At 59.7% G+C, this 23,045-nt stretch carries 25 protein-coding genes and 1 other annotated feature; of the genes, 22 read left to right on the forward strand and 3 right to left on the reverse strand.

Features of this window, described 5'->3' with window-relative positions; translation table 11 throughout:
- Positions 1–24: 24 nt before the first annotated feature.
- The 6 genes from AC0CW1_RS13100 (at position 25) to disA (ending at position 7,338) form a co-directional block, all read left to right on the forward strand.
- Positions 25–522: a CtsR family transcriptional regulator gene (locus AC0CW1_RS13100; protein WP_488183470.1), complete on the forward strand. Its 498-nt coding sequence runs from the start codon at positions 25–27 to the stop codon at positions 520–522.
- A 41-nt stretch (positions 523–563) separates the two neighbouring features.
- Positions 564–1,088 carry a UvrB/UvrC motif-containing protein gene (locus tag AC0CW1_RS13105; protein WP_488183471.1) on the forward strand — a complete coding sequence of 175 codons (525 nt, stop codon included), beginning with the start codon at positions 564–566 and terminating at the stop codon, positions 1,086–1,088.
- A 12-nt stretch (positions 1,089–1,100) separates the two neighbouring features.
- A complete protein-coding gene (locus tag AC0CW1_RS13110; RefSeq protein WP_488183472.1) occupies positions 1,101–2,165 on the forward strand; it encodes a protein arginine kinase in 1,065 nt (354 codons plus the stop codon).
- Positions 2,166–2,190: 25 nt separating this feature from the next.
- Complete coding sequence (locus AC0CW1_RS13115; RefSeq protein WP_488183473.1) at positions 2,191–4,647, forward strand: ATP-dependent Clp protease ATP-binding subunit; 2,457 nt, start codon at positions 2,191–2,193, stop codon at positions 4,645–4,647.
- A 248-nt stretch (positions 4,648–4,895) separates the two neighbouring features.
- A complete protein-coding gene (gene radA, locus AC0CW1_RS13120) occupies positions 4,896–6,272 on the forward strand; it encodes a DNA repair protein RadA (protein ID WP_488183474.1) in 1,377 nt (458 codons plus the stop codon).
- Between the two features lie 4 nt (positions 6,273–6,276).
- Entirely contained in the window at positions 6,277–7,338 is a 1,062-nt protein-coding gene (gene disA, locus AC0CW1_RS13125; RefSeq protein WP_488183475.1) for a DNA integrity scanning diadenylate cyclase DisA, read from the forward strand.
- Between the two features lies 1 nt (position 7,339).
- On the opposite strand, the gene AC0CW1_RS13130 is transcribed toward disA, so the two are convergent.
- From AC0CW1_RS13130 to AC0CW1_RS13140, 3 genes are all read right to left on the reverse strand, one after another.
- Positions 7,340–7,858 (reverse strand): spore coat protein, encoded by a 519-nt coding sequence (locus AC0CW1_RS13130; RefSeq protein ID WP_488183476.1) that lies wholly within the window; start codon positions 7,856–7,858, stop codon positions 7,340–7,342.
- Positions 7,859–7,871: 13 nt separating this feature from the next.
- A complete protein-coding gene (locus AC0CW1_RS13135; protein ID WP_488183477.1) occupies positions 7,872–8,675 on the reverse strand; it encodes a ferritin-like domain-containing protein in 804 nt (267 codons plus the stop codon).
- 149 nt (positions 8,676–8,824) lie between these two features.
- Positions 8,825–9,220 (reverse strand): nucleoside triphosphate pyrophosphohydrolase family protein, encoded by a 396-nt coding sequence (locus AC0CW1_RS13140; RefSeq protein WP_488183478.1) that lies wholly within the window; start codon positions 9,218–9,220, stop codon positions 8,825–8,827.
- A 114-nt stretch (positions 9,221–9,334) separates the two neighbouring features.
- On the opposite strand from AC0CW1_RS13140, the gene AC0CW1_RS13145 reads away from it, so the two are divergent.
- The 16 genes from AC0CW1_RS13145 to rplJ all read left to right on the forward strand — a co-directional run bounded on the left by AC0CW1_RS13145 (position 9,335) and on the right by rplJ (position 23,016).
- Positions 9,335–9,811, forward strand: coding sequence for a CarD family transcriptional regulator (locus AC0CW1_RS13145; RefSeq protein ID WP_488183479.1), 477 nt, complete (start codon positions 9,335–9,337; stop codon positions 9,809–9,811).
- A 138-nt stretch (positions 9,812–9,949) separates the two neighbouring features.
- Positions 9,950–11,095: a PIN/TRAM domain-containing protein gene (locus AC0CW1_RS13150; RefSeq protein ID WP_488183480.1), complete on the forward strand. Its 1,146-nt coding sequence runs from the start codon at positions 9,950–9,952 to the stop codon at positions 11,093–11,095.
- Entirely contained in the window at positions 11,088–12,320 is a 1,233-nt protein-coding gene (gene ispD, locus AC0CW1_RS13155; RefSeq protein ID WP_488183481.1) for a 2-C-methyl-D-erythritol 4-phosphate cytidylyltransferase, read from the forward strand. The genes AC0CW1_RS13150 and ispD overlap by 8 nt, the downstream gene beginning before the upstream one ends.
- A 350-nt stretch (positions 12,321–12,670) precedes the next feature.
- Complete coding sequence (gltX, locus tag AC0CW1_RS13160; RefSeq protein ID WP_488183482.1) at positions 12,671–14,140, forward strand: glutamate--tRNA ligase; 1,470 nt, start codon at positions 12,671–12,673, stop codon at positions 14,138–14,140.
- Positions 14,141–14,585: 445 nt separating this feature from the next.
- Positions 14,586–15,296 (forward strand): serine O-acetyltransferase, encoded by a 711-nt coding sequence (gene cysE / locus AC0CW1_RS13165; RefSeq protein ID WP_488183483.1) that lies wholly within the window; start codon positions 14,586–14,588, stop codon positions 15,294–15,296.
- Positions 15,244–16,683, forward strand: coding sequence for a cysteine--tRNA ligase (cysS, locus tag AC0CW1_RS13170; RefSeq protein ID WP_488184157.1), 1,440 nt, complete (start codon positions 15,244–15,246; stop codon positions 16,681–16,683). The genes cysE and cysS overlap by 53 nt, the downstream gene beginning before the upstream one ends.
- Positions 16,684–16,685: 2 nt before the next feature.
- On the forward strand, positions 16,686–17,171 hold the full coding sequence (locus tag AC0CW1_RS13175) for a Mini-ribonuclease 3 (RefSeq protein WP_488183484.1): 486 nt from the start codon (positions 16,686–16,688) through the stop codon (positions 17,169–17,171).
- A 1-nt stretch (position 17,172) separates the two neighbouring features.
- Entirely contained in the window at positions 17,173–18,273 is a 1,101-nt protein-coding gene (gene rlmB / locus AC0CW1_RS13180; protein ID WP_488183485.1) for a 23S rRNA (guanosine(2251)-2'-O)-methyltransferase RlmB, read from the forward strand.
- Between the two features lie 11 nt (positions 18,274–18,284).
- Positions 18,285–18,794: an NYN domain-containing protein gene (locus AC0CW1_RS13185; RefSeq protein WP_488183486.1), complete on the forward strand. Its 510-nt coding sequence runs from the start codon at positions 18,285–18,287 to the stop codon at positions 18,792–18,794.
- Positions 18,795–18,946: 152 nt separating this feature from the next.
- A complete protein-coding gene (gene sigH / locus AC0CW1_RS13190; protein WP_488183487.1) occupies positions 18,947–19,678 on the forward strand; it encodes an RNA polymerase sporulation sigma factor SigH in 732 nt (243 codons plus the stop codon).
- 217 nt (positions 19,679–19,895) lie between these two features.
- The gene (rpmG, locus tag AC0CW1_RS13195; protein ID WP_161260715.1) at positions 19,896–20,045 is read left to right on the forward strand and encodes a 50S ribosomal protein L33; all 150 of its coding nucleotides are present in this window, start codon (positions 19,896–19,898) and stop codon (positions 20,043–20,045) included.
- A gap of 98 nt (positions 20,046–20,143) precedes the next feature.
- Entirely contained in the window at positions 20,144–20,461 is a 318-nt protein-coding gene (gene secE / locus AC0CW1_RS13200; RefSeq protein ID WP_488183488.1) for a preprotein translocase subunit SecE, read from the forward strand.
- Positions 20,462–20,463: 2 nt separating this feature from the next.
- A complete protein-coding gene (gene nusG / locus AC0CW1_RS13205; protein ID WP_161258845.1) occupies positions 20,464–20,988 on the forward strand; it encodes a transcription termination/antitermination protein NusG in 525 nt (174 codons plus the stop codon).
- 40 nt (positions 20,989–21,028) lie between these two features.
- A complete protein-coding gene (rplK, locus tag AC0CW1_RS13210) occupies positions 21,029–21,457 on the forward strand; it encodes a 50S ribosomal protein L11 (protein WP_488183489.1) in 429 nt (142 codons plus the stop codon).
- A 56-nt stretch (positions 21,458–21,513) separates the two neighbouring features.
- Positions 21,514–22,224, forward strand: coding sequence for a 50S ribosomal protein L1 (gene rplA / locus AC0CW1_RS13215; RefSeq protein WP_488183490.1), 711 nt, complete (start codon positions 21,514–21,516; stop codon positions 22,222–22,224).
- Between the two features lie 58 nt (positions 22,225–22,282).
- Positions 22,283–22,460 (forward strand) — a sequence feature (ribosomal protein L10 leader region).
- A 25-nt stretch (positions 22,461–22,485) separates the two neighbouring features.
- Positions 22,486–23,016 carry a 50S ribosomal protein L10 gene (gene rplJ, locus AC0CW1_RS13220; RefSeq protein ID WP_488183491.1) on the forward strand — a complete coding sequence of 177 codons (531 nt, stop codon included), beginning with the start codon at positions 22,486–22,488 and terminating at the stop codon, positions 23,014–23,016.
- Positions 23,017–23,045: the final 29 nt, after the last annotated feature.

The raw sequence follows: 23,045 nt of genomic DNA on the forward strand, positions 1-23,045 counted from the left end.
AGCAAGTAATGGTGGTGATGGAACATGGCCAATCTGGCCGATCAGATCGAGCGCTACATTAAGGAACAGTTGGAGAAAAGCCGGGAACGGATGATCGAGATCCAGCGGCAGCAGTTGGCCGCCCTTTTCGGCTGTGTGCCTTCCCAGATCAACTACGTCCTGACGACGCGTTTCGCCGCCGAGCAGGGCTATGTGGTGGAGAGCCGGCGCGGCGGCGGCGGTTTCGTCCGTATCGTCAAGCTCGACCTGGAGGAAGACTTGTGGGAGATCCTGGCGAACCAGTTGGGCGACATGCTGTCGGAAGACCAGGCGCGCCGGATCATCGAACGGCTGATGGAAGAGCAGATCCTGACTATCCGCGAGGCGCTGATCATGCAGGCCGCCGTCCAACGCGATGTATTGCAGATCGGCTTTCCCCAGCGGGACCTGCTGCGCGCCCGACTGCTGAAGGCGATGCTCTCCAATCTGAAGCGCTACCAGGCGCCGGACGAGGATGAGCCACAGGGGAAGGAAAAGGGCTAAACGGATAATAGAAGGCTGAAATGATAGAGGGGGGTTCCGCCATGTTTTGTGATGAATGCAAAAAGCGTCCGGCCACCGTCCATGTGACCAAGATCGTCAACGGGCAGAAATCGGAGGTCAATCTCTGCGAGGAGTGCGCCCGATCCCACCACAAGGAATGGAGCATGGCCTACGACGATAACTTTCCCATCAACAAATTCCTGGCCGGCTTGCTCGGTTTTGATACGGGAAAAGCGACGAGTTCCGTTAATCTGAATCTCCATGCGCCGGGAAAATGCGAACACTGCGGTGCCAACTACAACCAGATCAGTCAGACCGGGCGCTTGGGTTGCCACCGGTGCTACGGCCGCTTCCAGGACAAGGTAGAGCCCTTGCTGCGCCGTGTACAGGGTTCTAACCGCCATACCGGCAAGGTGCCAAAACGCAGCGGCGGGAGCATCCGCTTGCAGCGGGAGATCCAGAATCTGCGGACCAGGCTGCAACAGCATGTCTCCAACGAGGAGTTTGAACAGGCGGCGCGGCTCCGCGACCAGATCCGCGAGTTGGAAAAAGGAATGGCAGAGTAGAGGGGGATGGCGATGCGTGATCGTTTTGTCAATCAGGCCTTAACGAAATGGATGGAAGGTACAGGAAAAGAATCAGAGATCGTCATCAGTTCCCGGGTGCGTCTCGCCCGCAACCTCTGCAACATCCCCTTCCCCAATGTGGCCGCTGCCGAACAGGCCAAGGCTGTTGTCAGCCAGGTGGAAGGGACGATCAAAGATGCGGAAGTCGAACAAACCTCTGGTGATCTGATTTTCGTCAAGCTCGAGGAACTGGAGCCCCTTGACCGGCTGGTGCTCGTTGACAAGCACCTGATCAGCCCCCAGCACGCCGAAGAAGCGGCGGGGAAGGGGCTGATTCTCCGGGCCGATGAAGCCGTTTCCGTGCTGATCAACGAGGAGGACCACCTGCGGATCCAGTGCCTCTTCCCTGGTTTGCAACTCGAGGAAGCCTGGGAACTGGCCAGCCGGATCGATGATCTGCTCGAATCGAAGCTCGATTTTGCTTTTGACGAAAAGCTCGGTTACCTGACCGCCTGCCCCACCAACGTGGGAACAGGCTTGCGGGCCTCGGTGATGATGCACCTGCCAGCGCTGGTGTTGACCAACCAGGCCTCCCGCGTGCTGGCCTCTCTGTCTCAGATCGGGATGACTGTTCGCGGCCTCTACGGCGAGGGTACCGACGCCACAGGCAACCTCTTTCAGATCTCCAACCAGGTCACCTTGGGCCGGTCGGAGGAGGAAATCATCTCCAACCTGGTCGTCGTGGCCACTCAACTCATTGACCATGAGCGGATGGCCCGTCAGGTCTTGCTCAAAGAGACGAAACCCCAGTTGGAGGACCGCGTCTGCCGTGCCTATGGCACATTGACGAGCGCCCGCATCATCGACTCGCAAGAGGCCATGACCCTTTTATCGAACGTGCGCCTCGGCATCGACCTGGGCATTATCAAGGGCGTATCACCGCAGGTCCTCAATGAGATGCTCGTCCTGACCCGTCCCGCCTTTTTGCAAAAGCTGGCCGGCAGGGAATTGAGCCCTTTTGAACGCGATGTGCAGCGGGCATCTCTGATCCGCGAGCGGTTCAGTCTCGACGGGTAAATAAGGAAAGGAGGAATGGTTCCCCATGATGGGACGTTTTACGGAGCGAGCACAGAAGGTGCTCCTCCTGGCAAAAGAGGAAGCAGTCGCCCTCAAGCACCCGGCCGTCGGCTCGGAACATCTGCTGCTGGGGCTGATCCGGGAAGGCGAAGGCATCGGCGCCAAGGCATTGCTCAGCATGAACCTGGAACTGGAACAAGTTCGCCAACAGGTGATCAAGCTCGTCGGTGAGGGTGCGGCCGAGCCGGCTGAGATCGGTCTGACGCCGCGGGCAAAGCGGGCGCTGGAGTTGGCCAACGAAGAGGGGCGTCGACAGGGCGTCAACTACGTCGGCACCGAGCACATCCTGCTCGGCCTTATCCGCGAAGGTGAGGGTGTCGCTGCCCGCGTTCTGGCCGAGTTGGGCCTGACTCTCGAAAAAGTGCGCCACCAGGTGATGACCCTGCTGGGGGGGCACCAGGCGCCCCCGGGCGGAAACGGTGTTGGCGCGGCGGCGACAGAACGGGACCGCAAGACGCCAACCTTGAACGAGTTCGGCCGCGACCTGACCCAGTCGGCCCGTGAGGGCAAACTCGACCCGGTCATCGGACGGGAGACGGAGATCGAGCGGGTCGTCCAGATCCTCTCACGTCGCACGAAGAACAACCCCGTCCTCATCGGCGAGCCTGGTGTCGGCAAGACAGCTGTCGCCGAAGGATTGGCCCAGCGCATCGTCGATGGCAAGGTGCCCGAGACCCTGACGGGCAAGCGGGTCGTCACCCTCGATCTCTCCTCTGTTGTCGCCGGTTCCAAGTATCGCGGCGAATTTGAGGAACGGCTGAAAAAAGTGATGGACGAGATCCGCCAGGCGGGCAACGTAATCCTTTTTATCGACGAGTTGCACACCCTGATTGGCGCCGGCGCCGCCGAGGGCGCCATCGACGCCGCCAACATCCTCAAACCGGCCCTGGCCCGGGGAGAACTGCAGTGCATCGGCGCCACCACCCTCGACGAGTACCGCAAACACATCGAACGCGACCCCGCCCTGGAGCGCCGTTTCCAGCCGATCACCGTCGGCGAGCCGAAGCGGGAAGAAGCTGTCGCCATCCTCAAAGGTTTGCGTGACCGCTATGAAGCCCACCACCGGGTGAAGATCACCGACGAAGCCATCGATGCCGCCGTCCGCCTCTCCGACCGCTACATCTCTGACCGCTACCTCCCCGACAAGGCCATCGACCTGATCGATGAGGCCGCGTCGCGTGTGCGCTTGCAGACCTTCACGGCGCCGCCCGATATGAAGGAACTGGAGGCCCGCCTCGAAGGGTTGCGCAAGGAGAAGGAGGCGGCCGTCCTCGCCCAGGAGTTTGAAAAAGCCGCCCAGTTGCGTGACCAGGAGATGCAATTGCGCGGACAACTGGAGAAGCAGAAATCCGACTGGGAACATGCTCGGGGCAGCGCCAACACGGTCGTCCGTGAAGAGGACATCGCCCATATCGTCTCCAGTTGGACCGGCGTCCCCGTCACCCGTTTGGCCGAAACAGAGAGCGCCCGCCTGCTGAAGCTGGAGGAAGAACTTCACCGCCGCGTCATCGGCCAGGGTGAAGCCGTCGCCGCCGTCTCCCGGGCCGTCCGCCGCGCCCGGGCCGGCCTCAAGGATCCCAAGCGCCCCATCGGCTCCTTCATCTTCCTGGGACCGACGGGCGTCGGCAAGACCGAACTGGCCCGCGCGCTGGCCGAAGCCCTTTTCGGGCAGGAAGACGCCATGGTCCGCATCGACATGTCTGAGTACATGGAGAAGCACTCCGTCTCGCGCCTTGTCGGGGCGCCGCCCGGCTACATCGGCCATGACGAGGGCGGCCAGTTGACCGAGGCGGTCCGACGCCGCCCCTACAGTGTCATCCTTCTCGACGAGATCGAAAAAGCCAACCCGGAAGTCTTCAACATCCTCCTCCAGGTGCTTGAAGACGGGCGGCTCACCGACAGCAAGGGACGGACCGTCGATTTCCGCAACACGGTGATCATCATGACTTCCAACGTGGGCGCTCAGACGATCAAGCGCTCCGGCGTCATGGGCTTTAAGCCGACCGAACAGGGCGCCAAGGAGCGGGAGGTCCAGTATGAGGCGATGAAAAAACGGGTCATGGAGGAACTGAAACGCAGCTTCCGGCCCGAGTTTCTCAACCGCATCGACGAGACAATCGTCTTCCATACCCTGGCCGCCGAGGATATCCGCCGGATCGTCAACCTGATGCTCGACGAGGTGAACCGCCGGTTGGCGGACACAGGCCTGTCGATGGAAGTGACCGAAGCGGCCCAGGAGCACCTGGCCAAGGTCGGCTTTGACGAAACCTTTGGCGCTCGACCCCTGCGCCGGGCCATCCTGCGTCTCGTCGAAGACGAGATCTCCGAGGCCCTGTTGAAAGGAGCATTCAAAGCCGGCGATCGGATCACCGTCGATGTGGCCGATGGAAAACTCCGCTTTGAAAAAAAGGCGGCCGGATAGGTAAGTCCGGACCGGTCCATACAAGCTACCGGCCCCGAAAGCGAAACTGCGAACTCATCTAACGGGACTACTCGTTGGTATCAGATGGAATGCACACAAGACCCCTCCGTTTTTCTCGCGGAGGGGCCTTTTTCTCTTTCTGCCCAAGCAGGGGTTTCTCCTCATTTCCCGAAAGAGTAACAGAGAAAAGCCTCGGGGGACGCCTCCAATAGGGGGAGAAGGGAACCCGATTGACCAGGGAGGCATAAATGGCAAAGTCGAAGAGCCGCTTTTTCTGTTCCGAATGCGGCCAGGAGTCCCTCAAGTGGCTGGGGCGCTGCCCTGGTTGCGGCGCCTGGAACAGCCTCGTCGAGGAACAGGTTGCCAAGGGAGGAACAGAGAAGTCCCTCTCCAACCGTTTCGGGGCGGCAGCCGCCAGCGGCCCTATCCATATCGATGAAGCGGAGGTGCAGGCCAACAGCCGCCTCTCCACCGGCATCGCGGAGCTGGACCGCGTGCTCGGCGGCGGTCTCGTCGTCGGCTCCCTGACTCTGCTGGCCGGTGATCCGGGGATCGGTAAATCGACCCTGCTCATCCAGGCAGCCAAGCATATGGCGGCATCGTCGGGACCGGTCTTATACGTCTCCGGAGAGGAGTCGGTCCAACAGATCAAGATGCGGGCGCGCCGGCTCGGCGTCGAGGGCGTCGACCTCTACCTGCTGGCGGAGACAGACATCGCTGCCGTCATTGAGACGATCCGCCAGCGCAAGCCTGGCTGGGTGGTTATCGACTCGATCCAGACCATGTACTGGGATGAATTGGGCTCGGCGCCAGGCAATGTGGCTCAGGTGCGCGAGTGCGCCGCCCAACTGCTGCGGATAGCCAAGGACCTGTCAGTGGCCATCACCCTCGTCGGCCACGTGACGAAAGAGGGGGCCATCGCCGGCCCTCGCGTGCTGGAACATATGGTGGACGCCGTGCTCTACCTGGAAGGGGAGCGCCATTACCCCTACCGGGTCCTGCGGGGCGTCAAGAACCGTTTTGGCTCCACCAATGAACTAGGTATCTTCGAGATGATCGGCCAAGGCCTCGTCGAGGTCCCTAACCCATCGGCCTTTTTCCTGGCCGAGCGGACCCAAGGGGTGGCGGGCTCTGTCGTCGTCCCCTGTATGGAGGGAACCCGCCCGGTCCTGGTGGAAGTGCAGGCGCTGGTGGCAGCGACCACCTTCGGCCAGCCCCGCCGCATGGCGACCGGCCTCGACTACAACCGGACGGTCCTGCTGGCAGCCGTCTTGGACAAACGGATCGGGCTCCAATTGGGCCAACAGGACATCTATGTCAATGTGGCCGGCGGGTTGAAAATCGCTGAACCGGCAGCCGACCTGGCCGTTGTGACGGCCATCGCTTCTAGTTGGCGAAACCAGCAGGCTGATCCGGCGGCCGTCGTCATCGGCGAGGTGGGACTCACCGGCGAGGTGCGCGCCGTCGGTCACTTGGAGAAACGCCTCCATGAGGCGCTCAAGCTGGGATTCACCCGTTGTGTTTGCCCGAAACAAAACCGGAAATACTTGAAGGAAGATACAGGGATGGAACTGATTGCTGTGGAAACGGTGGAAGAAGCGCTCGCTGCACTGTTGGGAGGATAAGGCCATGAGAGAACCCGATGAAAAATTTTTGCGGGCACTGCGCGTCCTCGCCCCCGGAACACCCTTGCGGGAGGGTTTGGAGAACATCCTGCGGGCCAAGACGGGCGGTCTTATCGTCATCGGCGACAGCCGGCAGGTACTGGATGCGGTGGAAGGCGGTTTTCTGATCAACGGCCCCTACTCGCCGGCAGCCCTGTACGAGTTGGCCAAGATGGATGGGGCCATCGTCCTCAACGGTGACGCCAGCCGCATCCTCTACGCCAATACGCAGCTCGTCCCTGATCCCGGGATTCCCTCAGGGGAGACAGGCATTCGCCACCGCACAGCCGAACGGGTGGCCCGCCAGACAGGGGAAATGGTCGTCTCCATCTCTCAGCGCCGGGGGATCATCACCCTTTACCAGGGCACGCTCCGCTATACCCTTCGCGACATCCCCACCATCCTGACCAAGGCCAATCAAGGGTTGCAAACCCTGGAAAAGTACAAATCAGTAATTACCAAAACGCTCAATAACTTGACGAACCTGGAGTTTCAGGACCTTGTCACCGTCTTCGATGTGGCCCGGATCCTGCAGCGTATCGAGATGTTTTCGCGCATGTTCCAGGAGATGCAGCAGTACATCTGCGAGTTGGGCAACGAGGGGCGTCTCGTGCGCATGCAGTTGGCAGAACTGGTCGACAACGTGGAGGAACAGGGCCAGTCGATCATTGAGGACTACCGGACGACGGAGAACCGCTCCGTCACGCAGATCCGCGAGGAGATTCACTACCACTCCAACGACATCCCCGACCTGCTCCCCATCGCCCGCGCTTTGGGGTATGGATCGGGCCTGGGCGTCCTCGACATGTCCGTTTCCCCCCGGGGATACCGGGTCCTCGCCAAAATCCCGCGGCTCCCCTATTCGGTGGTTGAAAATCTAGTCGGCGCCTTTGGAGGGCTCCAGAACATCTGCCGGGCATCCACGGAGGAACTGGACGAGGTCGAGGGCATCGGCGAAGTCCGAGCCCGGGCGATCAAAGAAGGCTTGCGCCGCCTCCGCGAACAGGCGATGCTCGGAGACGGCTGATTCATTTTCCGCCGCTGGTAGATCCGCCAGAGCCTTGGGAGGAATTGCCCCCTATCGCGCCGGCGTTGCCGCTATCTTCGCCCTGCGCTCTGCTGCCCTGGCCGCCTGGGGCGCTCTGGTTCTGGCTGTGCAAGGACTGGGCCATCGATTGAAATTCCTGGAAGACCTGCTGTGTTTGCATCAGGTCGGCAGGATGCAGGTGGTACCAACCGCGCTGCAACATCAGGTGAAAGAGTTCCCGGTGGCAGGCCTGTGTTTCGTTCAGGATGGCCATCAGATCCTGATAGAGCCCTAGCTGGCCCGCCTCCAGGGCAGCCTGGTTGCACAACTGAGCCAGTTGTTTCTCGGTGCTCACCACGTCCCAAAACATGTCTTGAGCGGTCAGGCCGTCCGAAGCTTGGTTCCCCGCCTCGCTCACCTGGCCCTTCCCCTGATCATTGCCTTGACCGCTTCCCTGGCCGTTGTCCTGACCCTTAGGCGACTGGCGGGAAGTTTTTCGCATCTTCAGCGCCCCGGTCATTTCCTGTCCTCCCTTACGACCATACGCTTATACCGCCGACTTGGCAGTGCTGCAGCATCACCTTCAGATGACGCTGGTGCATCTGGCCTGCCCGTTGCAAGGCCGTCGTCACCGCCTCATCGCCGGCTGTCTGGGCAAAGTGCCTGCATTTGCGCGCTGCGTTCAACTCCTGGGCCATCAGTTCCACAAGCAACAGCAGGTCTTTATCGGTCAGGGCGTTCATCCCCGCTGACATCATGGGCGTAGGGGGGGGGAACATGGTTTGCGCCGAGGGGGCCCTGTAGCTGTAAGCAGGTGTTGCAAAAGAAGCGAATCCTGCCGCCGGTTGGGCGCCAAAGCCGGAAGGAACGCCGACCATCATCGGCGAGCCGCCGCCTAGCGGGGTGAAGCCGCCGGCAAAGGGGGAGGCCCCCATATTGAAGGGATAACCTTGGCCCGTCTGTTCCTGTTGCCCTCCTCCCCCCGGAGATCCCTGGTTTTGGCACTCCATCTGTCCGGAAATCCCCGTTTGGCCTTCGGCCTTTTTCTGGGTTTGTCCCTGACTGTGTCCTTGCCTTTGTCCCTGATTTTGACCGTGGACTTGCTTTTTTTCCTGACCTTGATTCTGTCCTCGCCCCTGTCCCGGCTGCGAGTTGCCGTTCCCCTGTTGACTGGCGCTTTGTTGTTCTTGTTGATTCCGTTCCCCTTGTCCTGCCACACTGCGGAATCCCGTCGGCGGGCTGCTTTGTCCCGACCAATGGGTCGGAGGATAGATGACTACCGATGCCGGAACGGGGATGCCGGTTTGCGGATGGCTGTTGTTTTGATCGGCCTGCACGGTCGCTCCCCTTTCTAAACGGCCTCGTATCCAATGAAAAGTGTGCGCCAGCGGGCGCAACTTATGCGATGGGAGAAATAAAAAAGCGGTCGCATCGCGACCGCCCAAAAAGCGTTGACAGGAACCGAAGGTCCCCTCAGGTCATGGAATCAGGTGAAGTTGAATATTCTTAGCGTGGAGACTTTTTCGTGCTCCCGTTGGAGCACGTCGGCCAGATTGAGACCCAGGCTGTGACAAAGCGCTGTCAGATAAAAGATGGACTTTCCCATCTCGCTCTCAATGATTTCCCGGCAGTTGGGGCACAACTCGCCGTCAAGATGGCTGTCAAGCAGGTTTTTCAGATCCGCGAGGGTCGCTTCTGGCGGGATGGCAGACTTCTCGGCCTTGATTTTGACACAGCCGCAGTTGGTCACTGCCTTCACCACCGCCCGGTTTACCCGGGCATTGGATTCCTGAGACTTGGAGATGATGTCCAGGATGCTCTGGTGGCGAATTAAAAATTCCGCGACCGTATCCTGAAACTGCTGGCACGCCAAGTCTTTCATGCTCCAATGCTCCCGTCCTTTCCCAACCGGATGTTTGCACTTATTATAGCGGCGACAGTCAGGGATTGTCAACGAAGGGCGGAGGCGGCAGGTCCCAGCGAGAGGAGGGAGGATGTGTTCGCCATCGGTGACAAGGTGGTCTATCCCATGCACGGGGCGGGCGTGATCGAAGCCGTCGAGGAGCGGGAGGTGCTGGGGGAAAAGCGGCAGTACTATGTGCTCCGGCTGTCCTTAGGTGATATGCGCATCCTGGTTCCCAGCGGGCAGATCGACGATATGGGGTTGCGACAGGTCATCGAACCCATCGAGGCCGATCAAGTGATGACCTTGTTGCAGTCGAGAAAATCGACCATGTCCAACAACTGGCACCGCCGCTACCGAGCCAACCTGGACAAGATGAAGAGCGGCGATATCTACGCTGTGGCGGAGGTGGTCCGCAATCTGATCCACCGCAATCAAGATAAGGGGCTTTCTACGGGGGAGCGGCGGATGCTGGAAAATGCGAAACAGATCCTGGTCAGCGAACTGACGCTCGCCTACGACACCCCGCCGGAACAAATTGAAGCGATGTTGGCCCGGTGTTTGGCTTAACGGCCGGCGGGGCCATTTGCTTTTTTAGGGAAAATTATCAATTCCATTCAAAAAATGTCCATATCCTTGCCGGAAATGTGTTTTTCCCGTATAATGTTAATGTTACTTTGTTAAAATAAAAGTAAAGGAGGTGATTGAATGATTCGCAATTTCATGCGCAGCGCCATTGCAGTCGCCTTTGCTGCTGTCGGATTTTCCGTCGGTATGTCCTTGCTCTCTGGCGCAAACCGAGTCTTTGACCTTTCTTCCTATCCGGCTAAGCATTCATTTTTAGCTGTTATCACATTGATTCCCGGCGCGTTGGGCTTTCTCATCGCCCCACAGTTGATACGATGGGTTGTCGTGATGACCGGCTGGCTGGAAAACAGGTTGCAGCGAACACCCATTCAAGACCTTGTCGGCGGGGCGATCGGTCTTATTGTTGGCTTAATCATTGCCAACTTGTTAGATGTCTCCATTTCGGAACTCCCGGGGTTGGGAAGGTATCTTTCGGTAGGGCTTTCGGCCATCATGGGCTACGTCGGCATGCGTGTCGGCGTCAAAAAACGGGAAGAGATCCTCACCTTTATTTATCCCCGCTGGAAGGAAAAACACGCCAAAGACAAAGCGGAAGAAAAAGTTGAGGCAAAAAACGCTTGCCTGAAGGTGCTGGACACGAGCGTCATCATCGACGGTCGCATCGCCGATATCTGCAAAAGCGGCTTTATCGACGGCACACTGGTCATTCCCGCCTTCGTACTGGAAGAGTTGCAGCATATCGCCGATTCCTCGGACTTGCTCAAGCGCAACCGCGGCCGCCGTGGCCTTGACGTATTGAACAAAATCCGCAAGGAGCTCGATGTGGCGGTTCAGATCGATCAGCGCGACTATGAGGACCTGGCCGAGGTCGACTCGAAGCTCGTCCGGCTCTGCCGTGAGATCGGCGGCAGCATCGTCACCAACGACTACAACCTCAATAAGGTGGCCGAGTTGCAAGGCGTCAAGGTGCTCAACATCAATGAACTGGCCAACGCCGTCAAACCGGTCGTGCTGCCCGGGGAAGAGATGACCGTTCAGGTGATCAAGGACGGCAAAGAACTGGGGCAAGGCGTCGCCTACCTCGATGATGGCACCATGATCGTCGTCGACGGTGGCAAGCGCTTTATTGGACAGACCCTTACCGTTCTCGTCACATCGGTGCTGCAAACATCAGCCGGGCGGATGATCTTCGCCAAACCGAAACCCGGCGAAGGAAAAAAAGTATCGCCGACACCGGCACTCAATGAGGTGAACGCCATTGTCTAAGGACACCTGCGCCGTTGTTATCGTCGCCGCCGGCCGGGGCAAACGCATGGGCGCCGGAGCGAACAAAGTGCTCCTTCCCCTGGCGGGCCAGCCGGTCCTCGCCTGGACCTTGCAAGGGCTGCTCGCCCATCCGGATTTCGGCCCCTGCGTCCTAGTCATCCACCGGGATGATGCCAGAGAGATGGGAGAACTGCTGGAGCGGTATCGGTGGACGGACCGGGTTCGCCTGGTGGAAGGCGGCGACGAGCGCATCGATTCCGTATGGAATGGATTGCAGGCGTTGGCCTCGGAAGACTGTCAATGGGTGGCCGTGCACGATGGAGCACGGCCCCTTTTCACGCCTGCGTTGCTTTCCAGATGCATCCAGAAAGTCCGCCAATACCGGTCAGCCGTCGCCGCCGTACCGGTGAAAGACACGATCAAACAGGCCGCCGCCGACGGCAAGGTGCTCGCCACGCCCGAACGTTCCGGCCTCTACGCCGTACAGACCCCGCAGGTCTTCGCCTACGACGACCTCACCCGAGCTTATGCCGCCTGGTATGATTCCGGGGCGCGCAAGGCCGGCCCCTTGCCGACAGACGACGCCATGGTCATAGAACAGGCGGGCCACCCCGTCTACCTGGTGGAAGGCGACTATGAAAACCTGAAGCTGACGACGCCCGACGACCTGGTGCTGGCCGAGGCGGTCCTGGCCCGGCGCGGTCTCAAAGCGTTACCCCCCGGCGCGTCCCCGGCGTCCCCGAGTGGGACAGATGTTCGCACCGGCATGGGCTATGACGTCCACCGCCTTGTCGAAGGGCGAGCCTTGATCCTCGGAGGCGTCGACATCCCCTACGAAAAAGGCCTCCTCGGCCACTCTGACGCTGACGTGCTGCTCCACGCCATCAAAGACGCCTTGCTAGGCGCCGCCGGAATGGGCGACATCGGCCGCCACTTTCCTGACACGGATCAAGCTTATAAAGGCGTCTCCAGCCTGCTCCTGTTAAAGCTCGTCGGCGAAAAGCTCGCTGCCCAGGGCTGGTCTGTCGGCCACATCGACGCCACCATCGTGGCCCAGCGCCCCAAACTGGCGCCCCATATCCCCAAGATGCAAGAGAACATCGCCTACACCCTCGGCATCACCCCTGATCGGATCAACGTCAAAGCCACCACCACCGAAGGCCTCGGCTTCGCCGGGACCGGTGAGGGGATAGCATCGTACGCTGTGGCGACGATCCGGCGGTAAGGGGCGGTCTTTCCTACGAGGAGCTCGTCAAAAACGCAAATGATGGATACATAAATACGTAAAATACAAAAACGCTAAAGCATCCCCAAAAACAAACCGGGTGATAAGGCAGCGTGAGCGGTTTGAGCGGAGCGGCGAAAAGTGAGCGAGGAGGCGAAGCGGTTAGGGCGCCATCTGACATGCAGAAAAGCCCGAGAGATTTTGGCGCCCGAGCGCAGCCGACGAGCGAGCCGCCGCGTAGCTCTTAGCGAACGCTGCCTTATCACCCCGATTTGCCGATAGCGTGTCGTTTTTTATCCATAAATTTACCGGGCGAGGCCTCGCCCGTCGCAAAGGAGCCGACCACCGCCATGGAAAACATACGCGTTCGCTTCGCCCCCAGCCCGACAGGCCCCCTGCATATCGGCGGTGCCCGTTCGGCCCTCTTCAACTTCCTACTGGCCCGCCGTTTCGGCGGCCAATTCATCGTCCGTGTCGAAGACACCGATCTCGAACGTTCCAGCCGAGAGAGCGAGGACAACATCCTCGACGCCCTTGAGTGGCTGGGCATCACCTGGGACGAGGGCATCCGCGTCGGCGGACCCCACGCCCCCTACCGGCAGACGGAGCGCCTTCACACCTACCAGGAGGCGGCCGACAAGCTGCTGGCCGAAGGCAAGGCCTACCGCTGCTACTGCTCGGAAGAAGAACTGGAGGCCGAGCGTCAAGCCTTCGCCGAAAAAGGGGAGCTCCCCCGTTACGGCGGCCGCTGTCGCTGCCTCAGCGCCGAGGAAGAGGCGCGCTTTCGCGCCGAAGGCCGGAAGCCGGTTATCCGCTTCCGTGTCCCTGATGAGGGCGCCGTTGCCATCGACGACCTCGTTCGCGGCCATGTCAGCTTTGAATGCGCCGGCATTGGCGATTTTATCATCGTCAAATCGGACGGCATCCCCACCTACAACTTCGCCGTCGTCCTCGACGACGCCCTGATGGCGATCACCCACGTCATCCGCGGCGAGGAGCACCTGTCCAACACACCGCGCCAGTTGCTCATCTACCAGGCGCTCGGCCTGACGCCGCCCAAGTTCGCCCATGTGTCGCTCATCCTCGGCAAAGACCGTTCCAAGATGAGCAAGCGCCATGGCTCCACCTCGGTCGTCGCCTACCAACGGCAAGGTTATCTGCCGGAGGCGATCGTCAACTTCCTCGTCCTGCTCGGCTGGTCGCCAGGGGGAGAAGAAGAGATCTTCAGCCTCGACGACCTGATCGCCCAGTTCTCCCTCGACCGCGTCGCCAAAAGCCCTGCCGTTTTTGATTTTGAAAAGCTGAACTGGATCAACGGCGTCTACCTGCGCAAGGCCGACCAGGATCGCCTCGTCACCCTCGCCGTGCCGCACCTGATCGAGGCCGGCCTTGTCCAGGAACCCCTTGACGAGGCGGCGGCGCGCAAGGTCCGCTACATGGTGCAGGCGATCCAGGAGAAGATCAGCTATATGGCCCAAATCGCCGATTTCATCCCCCTCTTCTACGGCGACGACATCACCTTTGAGAGCGACGAGGCCAGAGCCATCATGACGGAGGAACAGGTCCCCAAGGTCTTCAACGCCTTCTTGCGCAAGCTCTCAGAAGGCCGCGACCTGACGCCGGACAACAGCAAGGCTATGCTCAAAGAGGTGACCAAGGAGACGAAAGAAAAGGGCCGCAATGTCTTCATGCCCATCCGGGTCGCCTTGACGGGGCAACAGCACGGGCCTGACCTCAACGCCCTCATCGCCGCCCTTGGTCGGGAAAGCGCCATCACCCGCATGCGCCGCGCTGCGGAACTGGCGGGGGTAACGCTGTAAACGGCGGGGCGTTCCGTCTTGATCCGTCGTCGCTCAGGCGCAGACGTCTCCCGCCGCGTTGACACCCGGTCCCGCCGCCGCCTATAATAAAGAAGGAGTATACCTATCAAGCCGCTCCGCAAATTCGGCAAAAACGAATCGGCTACAACGATGAGGAACGGGAGGTTCCACCTCAAATCCCCACCAGAGAAGGTCGCCTTGGCTGGAAGCGACCGGGGTTGTTTTGCGGTGGCCGTGCGCCCGGGAATCGCCGGACCGAAATGGAGTAGGTCTGGACGGCTTGGCCCCGTTACCGGCCTGCCGCGTCGCCCCATGGCGTCGGCTTGAGATGGTCCATTGGACCAAACAGAGTGGAACCGCGAACCGCCCTTCGCCTCTGTCCTTTGACAGAGGGAAGGGTTTTTCTATTTTCTTCACTTTTTATGACAGAGGGGGAAAACTGACAATGCTGGCTCGCATCCGCAAAGACATCCAAGTCATCTTCGAACGGGATCCCGCTGCAAAGTCGGTTTGGGAGGTCGTCCTCTGTTACCCGGGCTTTCACGCCATCTTGCTGCACCGGTTGAACCACTGGCTCTACAAAAAAGGATGGGTCGTCCTGGCCCGCTTCCTCTCCCAGGTGGTGCGCTTCATCACGGGCATCGAGATCCACCCGGGCGCCAAGATCGGCGAGGGCCTCTTCATCGACCATGGCATGGGCGTCGTCATCGGCGAGACGGCCGAAGTGGGCGACAACGTGACCATCTACCAGGGCGTCACCCTCGGCGGGACGGGCAAGGAAAAAGGCAAGCGCCACCCGACCATCGGCAACAACGTCGTCGTCTCATCGGGCGCGCGGGTGCTCGGTTCGATCACCATCGGTGACAATGTCAAGATCGGTGCCGGCTCAGTCGTCTTGAAACCGGTGCCGCCCAACTGCACCGTCGTCGGCGTTCCTGGGCGCATCGTCGTCCGCGACGGCGTCAATGTGCGGGAACGCCAACTCGTCGACCTGGAACACAACAAACTGCCCGATCCGGTGGCCGAGATGATCTTCTGCCTGCAGCGCAAGATCAGCCATCTCGAAGAACGGATCGCGCAACTGGAGGAGAACCACAGTGAGCCTGAGAGTCTACAACACCCTCAGCCGGGAAAAGGAGACGTTTGTTCCGCATAAGGCTGGCCGCGTCGGCATGTATGTCTGCGGCCCCACAACATATGACTATATCCATCTAGGCAATGCCCGGCCGCTCGTCGTCTTCGATACGGTCCGCCGCTACCTGGAGCATGTGGGCTATGAGGTTGACTACGTCCAGAACTTCACCGACATCGATGACAAGATCATCAACCGCGCCAATGAGATTGGCGAAGATCCCATCGCCATGGCCGCCCGCTTTGTGGAAGAATACTACCGCGACGCCAAAGCGCTCAACGTGCGTCCGGCCACCGTCCACCCCAAGGTGAGCACCCACATGACCGAGATCATCACCATGATCGAAGGGCTGGTGGAAAAGGGCCACGCCTACGAACTGGACGGTGATGTCTACTTCTCCATCCCCAGCTTCAAGGACTACGGCAAGCTCTCGGGCCGTTCCCTGGAGGATTTGCAAGCGGGCGCCCGCGTCGATGTGAACGAGCGCAAGCGTCACCCCATGGACTTCGCCCTCTGGAAAGGGGCGAAGCCCGGAGAGCCCTCCTGGGAAAGCCCCTGGGGTCAGGGGCGGCCGGGCTGGCATATCGAGTGCTCCGCCATGTCCCGCAAATACCTCGGCGACTCCTTCGACATTCACGGCGGCGGACAGGATCTGATCTTCCCCCACCATGAAAACGAAGTCGCCCAGTCGGAAGCCTGCACCGGCATGGCCCCCATGGCCCGCTACTGGCTGCACAACGGCTTTATCACCGTCAACCAGGAGAAGATGTCCAAGTCACTGGGCAACTTCTTCACCCTCCGGGAGATCCTGAAAAAATTCCCCGGCGATGTCATCCGCTTCTACCTCCTCTCCACCCACTACCGCAGCCCCCTTGACTTTGACGACAGCAAGCTGGAAGCGGCCCAAAAAGGCTTGCAACGCCTGCGCACCAGCCGCCGCCTTATCGAAGAGACGCTCGCTGCTAGCGACAAAGAGGGACAGGAACGACCGGCCGGCCAGCGGGAAAAGCTAGAAGAACAACGGGTGACGGCGAAAAACGGTTTCCGTGAGGCCATGGATGACGACTTCAACACCGCCCTTGCCCTGTCCATGCTCTTTGACCTTGCCCGGGAGGCGAACACCTTCCTGCACGGCGGCTCCCGCCTGGTGCCGGAAGATCGGCAACTCTTGCACCAGGTGGGCGAAACCTTCGATGAACTGACCGGCGTCCTCGGCATCGACCTGGCGGCAGAAGCAGCAGCAGCTGACGACAGCACCGTCGACGGCCTCATGAACCTGCTGATCACCATCCGCGCCGAGGCCCGGAAGAAAAAAGACTGGGCGACCGCCGACCGGATCCGTGACGGCCTGAAGGAACTGGGCATCGTCATCGAGGATACACCCCAGGGCGCCCGCTGGAAGAAGAGCTGACCGTGGAAAAAGAACCGTTGGGCGGCGGCTGGAAAGACTGGCGCGGCAGCGTCCCGGCCGAACTGCCGTCGCCCCTGGCCCTGGCTCATCTGGGCGATGCCGTCTATGAACTGTGGGTACGCCGGTCCCTCATCGAGGCCGGCGTCGTCAAGGTGGCCCAGTTGCACAAGCAGGCAGTCGAACTCGTCCGCGCTTCCTCGCAGGTTGCCTTGTTGCGCCGCCTGGAGCCACTCCTCGACGAGGAGGAACGGGAATGGGTGCGACGCGGCCGCAACGCCGACTCAGGTCGTTCTCCCAAATCAACCGATGTGACGACCTACCGGTTGTCGACAGGTTTTGAATGCCTTGTGGGATACTGGTCGCTTGTCCGGCCGGAGCGCTTGCCCTTCCTGCGGGAGCAACTCGCCCTGTGGCTGGACAAGCGGGGAAATGAAAGAGGCTGCGGAAGTGACACACTTCCCGGCATGAAGGAAATGGAGCCGAAGTAGTATGAAGAGGGACAGACAACTTCCTTCCCGTGAAAAGCCCTTTGGGAAAGGACCCAAGGAAAACCGGGGGGCTCGCAAGGGTCCGGGAACCGGCGAACCCGGCGACCGCCGTGATTTTCGCAAAGGTCCGGGCGTCGGCGCTCCTGGCGACCGCCGCGACTTCCGCAAGGGTCCCGCCGCTGGAGAGCCGGGCGACCGCCGCGACTTCCGCAAAGGTCCCACGACCGGAGAATTTAGAGAACGCCGGGAATTTGGCAAACCCTTCGCAAAAAGCGATGACCGTCAAGGTCGCCAATCGGCAAAACCGCGCCTGCGTCCTGCGCCCGTGGAAAGACCCGAGCCGGAGGAGCGCGAAGACCTACTGGCCGGACGCCATCCCGTCATGGAGGCGCTGAAAGCCGGCCGCGCCATCAACAAGATCATCGTCGCCAAGGGCGCCCGCGAGGGCTCCATCCGGGAGATCCTCGGCATAGCCCGCGACAAAGGCATCCCCATCAACGAACTGGAGCGGGTCGTCCTTGACCAAGAGGCGCGCCACCACCAGGGCATCATCGCCCATGTGGCGCCCGTCGCCTATGTGGAGGTCGAGGAGATCTTAGAGAAAGCAAAAGCCAAAGGGGAACCGCCCTTCGTCCTGCTCCTGGACGGCTTGGAAGATCCCCATAACATCGGCGCCCTCCTGCGCACCGCTGACGGCGCCGGCGCCCATGGCGTCGTCATCCCCAAGCGGCGCGGCGGCGCCATCACCAGCACCGTTGCCAAGGCCTCTGCCGGCGCCGTTGAGCACGTCCCCATCGCCCGGGTGACCAACCTCGTCCAGACGGTGGAACAACTGAAAAAGGCGGGCCTGTGGATCATCGGAAGCGCCATGGATGCGCCCCAGCCCTATTATCGCCAAGACTTTACCGGCCCCGTGGGACTCATCGTCGGCAGTGAGGGCAAAGGCATCAGCCCCCTTCTGCGGGAACACTGTGATCACCTCGTCTCGATCCCCATGGGAGGCAAGGTGGAATCCCTCAACGCCTCTGTTGCCGGCGCGCTGCTCATGTATGAGCGCGTCCGCCAAATCCAGGTCCAGGCCGTCGCGCCCGCGCCGCAATAACGCATTGGACAATGAAAGACACCCTGATTGTCGACGGGTACAACGCCTTAAACGCCTGGCCCGACCTGCATGACCTGCGCGCCCGCAGCTTCGATCACGCCCGAGACAAACTGATCGACATCCTCATCGAATACGCCGCCATGCAGGGGCTTCGTCTGATCATCGTCTTCGACGCCCACCATGTGAAGGGGGGCAAAGAGCGAGTCGAGGAGCGGGCCGGCGCCCGCGTCGTCTACACCCGCGAAGAGGAGACGGCTGACCGTTACATCGAGCGCCTGCTGGGACGGCAGGTTCGCGGCAACGTCTGGGTGGCTACGGGCGATGCCGTCGAACAAGCCATCGCCCTTGGCCGAGGCGCCTGCCGGCTCCCCGTGCGGGAACTCCACGCCCAGGTCAAGGCGTCGACACAGGAAAAAAAACAACGCCTCCAAGGAGGCGTGGGGGATGACCGCCTAGACAGCCGCCTTGACGAAGAGATCCGCCGGAGACTGGAGCAGATGCGCCGCGGCCTGACCTCCTAAAACTGCCGATGATTGGGGGCGAGTCCTTGACGGTCAAAAAGACCTTCGGGTATAATGAGGTTGTTCCCAAAGGACAACCCGCCTTCAAGCGGAACAGGGCTTCACACGAATCGGGCGATTCGAAGGGAAACTCAATAGTGGGGGCGATAGGCGTGAGTGTGAATGCCCAGAGAGAACTGTTGGACGACTTTGAGCAACTCGTGGACGAAGAAGTCGTAGAATTGGCTAAAGAGGGCGATGAAGAAGCCCTTGAATACCTGATCAATAAATACAAGAACTTCGTTCGCGCCAAAGCGCGGTCCTACTTTTTGATCGGGGCGGATCGGGAGGACATCATTCAGGAAGGGATGATCGGCCTCTACAAAGCCATCCGCGACTTCCGCTGTGATAAGCTATCGTCCTTTCGCGCCTTTGCCGAACTCTGCATCACCCGACAGATCATCACAGCCATTAAGACGGCGACCCGTCAGAAGCATATCCCCTTGAACTCCTACGTCTCCTTGAACAAGCCGATCTATGACGAGGACTCCGATCGGACGTTGCTGGACGTGATCTCGGGCACGAAAATTACCGATCCAGAAGAGCTGATCATCAGCCGCGAGGAGTTCGACGATATCGAAGAAAAGATGGGTGAGATCCTGAGCTCCCTCGAATGGAAGGTGCTCATGTCCTATCTAGAGGGCAAGTCCTACCAGGAGATCGCCGTCGACCTCAAGCGACATGTCAAGTCCATCGACAACGCCCTGCAGCGCGTCAAGCGTAAGCTGGAAAAATATCTAGAAAACCGCGACGAAGAACGGCTGGCCGGAGCGATGCGCGACCGTTGCCCGGCTCGTGAAGTCCGCTTATTGACCAAAGAGATCATTGTGGATGATCCCAAGTGATCCGCCCAGGGAGGGTGGATTTTAGCCGGATAAAGACACCAACCCGAGGGCATACTTTGTAGTGAATGCCCTCTTTTTTATGCCCCAGCGCTGGCAGGAACCACCCGGGAATGTTGTTGACTTCCGTTTTTGCTTGTGCTAAAGTAATGTGAGTAATGGGCAAATTCGGACCACCCGGTACGGGTGGTTTTGTCAATGCAACGGGGGAGGTGTCGCAATGCGTGTCGGTGTTACCCTGGCCTGCACGGAGTGCAAGCGCCGGAATTACATGACGAACAAGAACAAAAAGAACGATCCGGATCGTGTCGAATTGAAGAAGTACTGCAAGTGGTGCAAGACACAGACGGTCCATAAAGAGACCAAGTAAGTCTTCGCTCACGAACAGTTCTGTCGACATCCCAAATCCGCTGGACGTGGGTATTGCCATGGCTTGCGGCGAATCGGTGTTTGAGGAAGGGAGTTCCGGTGGGCGAGATAAAACAAACGGATAAGCCTGAAAAGGTCGAGAAAACAGAAAAAACGACCAAAGCAACCCTGGAGAAGGATGCAACCAAAAAAGGGGAGCCGGCAAAAAAACCCGCTGTTACACGTTCTTCAACAATGGAGCGCTCCCAGAACTTCGCCCGCGGCGTAGCCAGCGAGATGAAGAAGGTCCATTGGCCGACTCGGCAGGAAGTCATCACCTACACCGGTGTCGTCCTTACGGCCGTCGTCTTCGTAGGGACGTTGATTTTCATCGTCGACGAAGCGCTGGGCTTCGGCCTGAAAGCGTTGATCAAGTGACCATGGAAAAACAGTGGTACGTGATCCATACTTACTCCGGCTATGAGAATAAGGTGAAGGCCAACCTGGAGCGCCGTGTCGAATCGATGAACATGGAGGACAAGATCTTTCGCATCCTGGTCCCCATGGAAGACGAGGTCGAGATCAAGAACGGCAAGCGCAAGGTGACGAAGCGCAAGGTCTTCCCCGGTTATGTCATCGTTGAGATGATCATGACCGACGACTCCTGGTATGTGGTGCGCAATACGCCTGGGGTGACTGGCTTTGTGGGACCGGGAACAAAACCGATTCCCTTGCAGCCTGGCGAAGCGGCTCACATCCTGAAATCGATGGGCCTTGATGAGGCGCGGACCCGCCACGATTATGAGCTCAAGCAGAACGTGCGGGTGATCTCCGGGCCTTTTCAGGATTTTATCGGCACCATCGAAGACATTCAGCCGGAAAAAGGCAAGCTGAAGGTGCTCGTCTCCATGTTTGGTAGGGAGACGCCCGTCGAGCTTGATTTTTCACAAGTAGAAAAGGTATAAGCATGACCACTAGACCAAGAGAAGGAGGTGGCACTATCTAATGGCTAAGAAAGTCGTCGCAGTCGTCAAACTGCAATGTCCCGCCGGTAAAGCGAACCCCGCCCCCCCGGTCGGTCCTGCCCTGGGCCAGCATGGGGTTAACATTATGGCCTTTTGCAAGCAGTACAACGAAGCTACCGCGGCCCAAGCCGGCCTGATCATCCCGGTGGAAATCACGGTGTATGAAGACCGTTCCTTCACCTTCGTGACCAAGACGCCCCCGGCCGCCGTACTGCTGAAAAAAGCAGCTGGCATTGAAACCGCTTCTGGCACGCCCAACAAGAAAAAAGTCGGCAAGGTCAACCGCACGAAAGTGCGTGAGATCGCCGAATTGAAAATGAAAGACCTCAACGCGGCAAGTGTCGAGTCGGCCATGCGCATGATCGAGGGCACCGCCCGCAGCATGGGCATCGAGATCGTCGAAGCCTAATCGCGTTGACCCAGTGGGAGGGCAAAGGCCCGCCAACACCACGAGGAGGATAAAACATGCCGAAACACGGGAAAAAGTATCTGGAACATGCCAAACTGGTCGACCGGGATCAAGTCCTGGACGCGCCAGAGGCGATGGAAATGGTCAAGAAGATGGCTACCGCCAAGTTTGATGAGACGGTGGAAGCCGCCTTCCGGCTCGGCGTCGACCCGCGCCATGCTGACCAGATGATCCGGGGCGCTGTCGTTCTGCCCCATGGCACCGGCAAATCCCGGAAAGTGGCTGTCTTCGCCAAAGGCGATAAGGCCAAAGAAGCCGAAGCTGCCGGCGCTGATGCTGTTGGTGCCGAGGATCTTGTCGAAAAGATTCAGGGCGGCTGGCTGGACTTTGACGTGGCTGTCGCCACGCCCGACGTGATGGGTCTCGTCGGCAAACTGGGCCGTTTGCTCGGTCCCAAGGGCTTGATGCCCAACCCGAAGACCGGCACCGTCACTTTTGACGTGGCCCGGGCGATCCAAGAGATCAAAGCTGGTAAGATCGAATACCGCGTTGACAAGACGGGGATCATTCATGCCCCCATCGGCAAGGCTTCTTTCGATGCCCAGAAGCTGCTGGAGAACTATCAGACCCTGCTGGACACCTTGATCAAGGCGAAACCGGCGGCGGCAAAAGGCCAGTACATCAAGAGCATCACCTTGTCGTCGACGATGAGCCCTGGCGTTCGCATCAACCCGCTGAAGCCTCATGCCGTTCAGGTCCAACAGTAAATTCCGGCTTGACAACCGGAAGGCTGATGATTAGGATAGATACAGTCACCTGACACATGAAAATTGAAAAGACTCGCTGTAGACAGCAGGCGCCGCGGTGACGCGGCTTAATGTGAAAACACCTGCCGAGGTGATTGGTCAAGATAACCAGTGAAGCGGCCTTGTGTCGCCTTCATCGGGGTCCATTTTGTTACCAAGCCTCCGCTGTCTGCAGCGGAGGCTTTTCCGCTTTCTCACCGCAAAGGGGGTGAAACAACCCGCATGGCCAATAAAGAACAAAAAGCTGTACAACTCTCCGAGATCAGAGAAACCATGGGCAAAGCCAAGTCCTGTGTACTGGCTGACTTCCGGGGGATGACCGTCAAGGAAGCCACCAACCTGCGGAACGAGTTCCGCAAGGCCGGCGTGGAGTTCAAGGTCTGCAAAAACACCCTGACCCGCATCGTCGCCAATGAACTCGGCATCCAAGGCCTGGATCCTTACCTCGAAGGTCCCACCGCGATCGCCTTCGGTATTGAGGATCCCGTCGCTCCCGCCAAGGTACTGACGGAATTCGTCAAGACGACCAAGAACAAGAACTTCGCCATTAAAGCCGGCGTTGTCGAAGGCAAGGTCATCACCGCTGATGGCGTCAAGGCTCTGGCTGACCTGCCGTCGCGCGAAGTCCTGCTGGCTCAGGTCCTCGCCGGCATCCAAGGGCCCCTCGTCGGCCTGGTCAATGTTCTGCAAGGTCCCATCCGCAAACTGGGCTACGCCCTGGAAGACCTGCGCAAACAGAAGGAAAGCGCCTAATATTAAATTATTAAATGGAGGAATTCAAT

This window comes from Heliomicrobium sulfidophilum (genome assembly GCF_057715735.1).

Bases quoted from the DNA above. Each gene is read 5' to 3' on its own strand.
- AC0CW1_RS13115 (WP_488183473.1), top strand. From the start codon at position 2,191: ATGATGGGACGTTTTACGGAGCGAGCACAGAAGGTGCTCCTCCTGGCA.
- cysE (WP_488183483.1), top strand. From the start codon at position 14,586: ATGCTGGCTCGCATCCGCAAAGACATCCAAGTCATCTTCGAACGGGAT.
- AC0CW1_RS13110 (WP_488183472.1), top strand. From the start codon at position 1,101: ATGCGTGATCGTTTTGTCAATCAGGCCTTAACGAAATGGATGGAAGGT.
- disA (WP_488183475.1), top strand. From the start codon at position 6,277: ATGAGAGAACCCGATGAAAAATTTTTGCGGGCACTGCGCGTCCTCGCC.
- rplK (WP_488183489.1), top strand. From the start codon at position 21,029: ATGGCTAAGAAAGTCGTCGCAGTCGTCAAACTGCAATGTCCCGCCGGT.
- AC0CW1_RS13100 (WP_488183470.1), top strand. From the start codon at position 25: ATGGCCAATCTGGCCGATCAGATCGAGCGCTACATTAAGGAACAGTTG.
- rpmG (WP_161260715.1), top strand. From the start codon at position 19,896: ATGCGTGTCGGTGTTACCCTGGCCTGCACGGAGTGCAAGCGCCGGAAT.
- rlmB (WP_488183485.1), top strand. From the start codon at position 17,173: ATGAAGAGGGACAGACAACTTCCTTCCCGTGAAAAGCCCTTTGGGAAA.
- AC0CW1_RS13105 (WP_488183471.1), top strand. From the start codon at position 564: ATGTTTTGTGATGAATGCAAAAAGCGTCCGGCCACCGTCCATGTGACC.
- AC0CW1_RS13140 (WP_488183478.1), bottom strand. From the start codon at position 9,220: ATGAAAGACTTGGCGTGCCAGCAGTTTCAGGATACGGTCGCGGAATTT.
- AC0CW1_RS13185 (WP_488183486.1), top strand. From the start codon at position 18,285: ATGAAAGACACCCTGATTGTCGACGGGTACAACGCCTTAAACGCCTGG.
- rplJ (WP_488183491.1), top strand. From the start codon at position 22,486: ATGGCCAATAAAGAACAAAAAGCTGTACAACTCTCCGAGATCAGAGAA.
- nusG (WP_161258845.1), top strand. From the start codon at position 20,464: ATGGAAAAACAGTGGTACGTGATCCATACTTACTCCGGCTATGAGAAT.
- rplA (WP_488183490.1), top strand. From the start codon at position 21,514: ATGCCGAAACACGGGAAAAAGTATCTGGAACATGCCAAACTGGTCGAC.
- gltX (WP_488183482.1), top strand. From the start codon at position 12,671: ATGGAAAACATACGCGTTCGCTTCGCCCCCAGCCCGACAGGCCCCCTG.
- radA (WP_488183474.1), top strand. From the start codon at position 4,896: ATGGCAAAGTCGAAGAGCCGCTTTTTCTGTTCCGAATGCGGCCAGGAG.
- AC0CW1_RS13130 (WP_488183476.1), bottom strand. From the start codon at position 7,858: ATGACCGGGGCGCTGAAGATGCGAAAAACTTCCCGCCAGTCGCCTAAG.
- AC0CW1_RS13150 (WP_488183480.1), top strand. From the start codon at position 9,950: ATGATTCGCAATTTCATGCGCAGCGCCATTGCAGTCGCCTTTGCTGCT.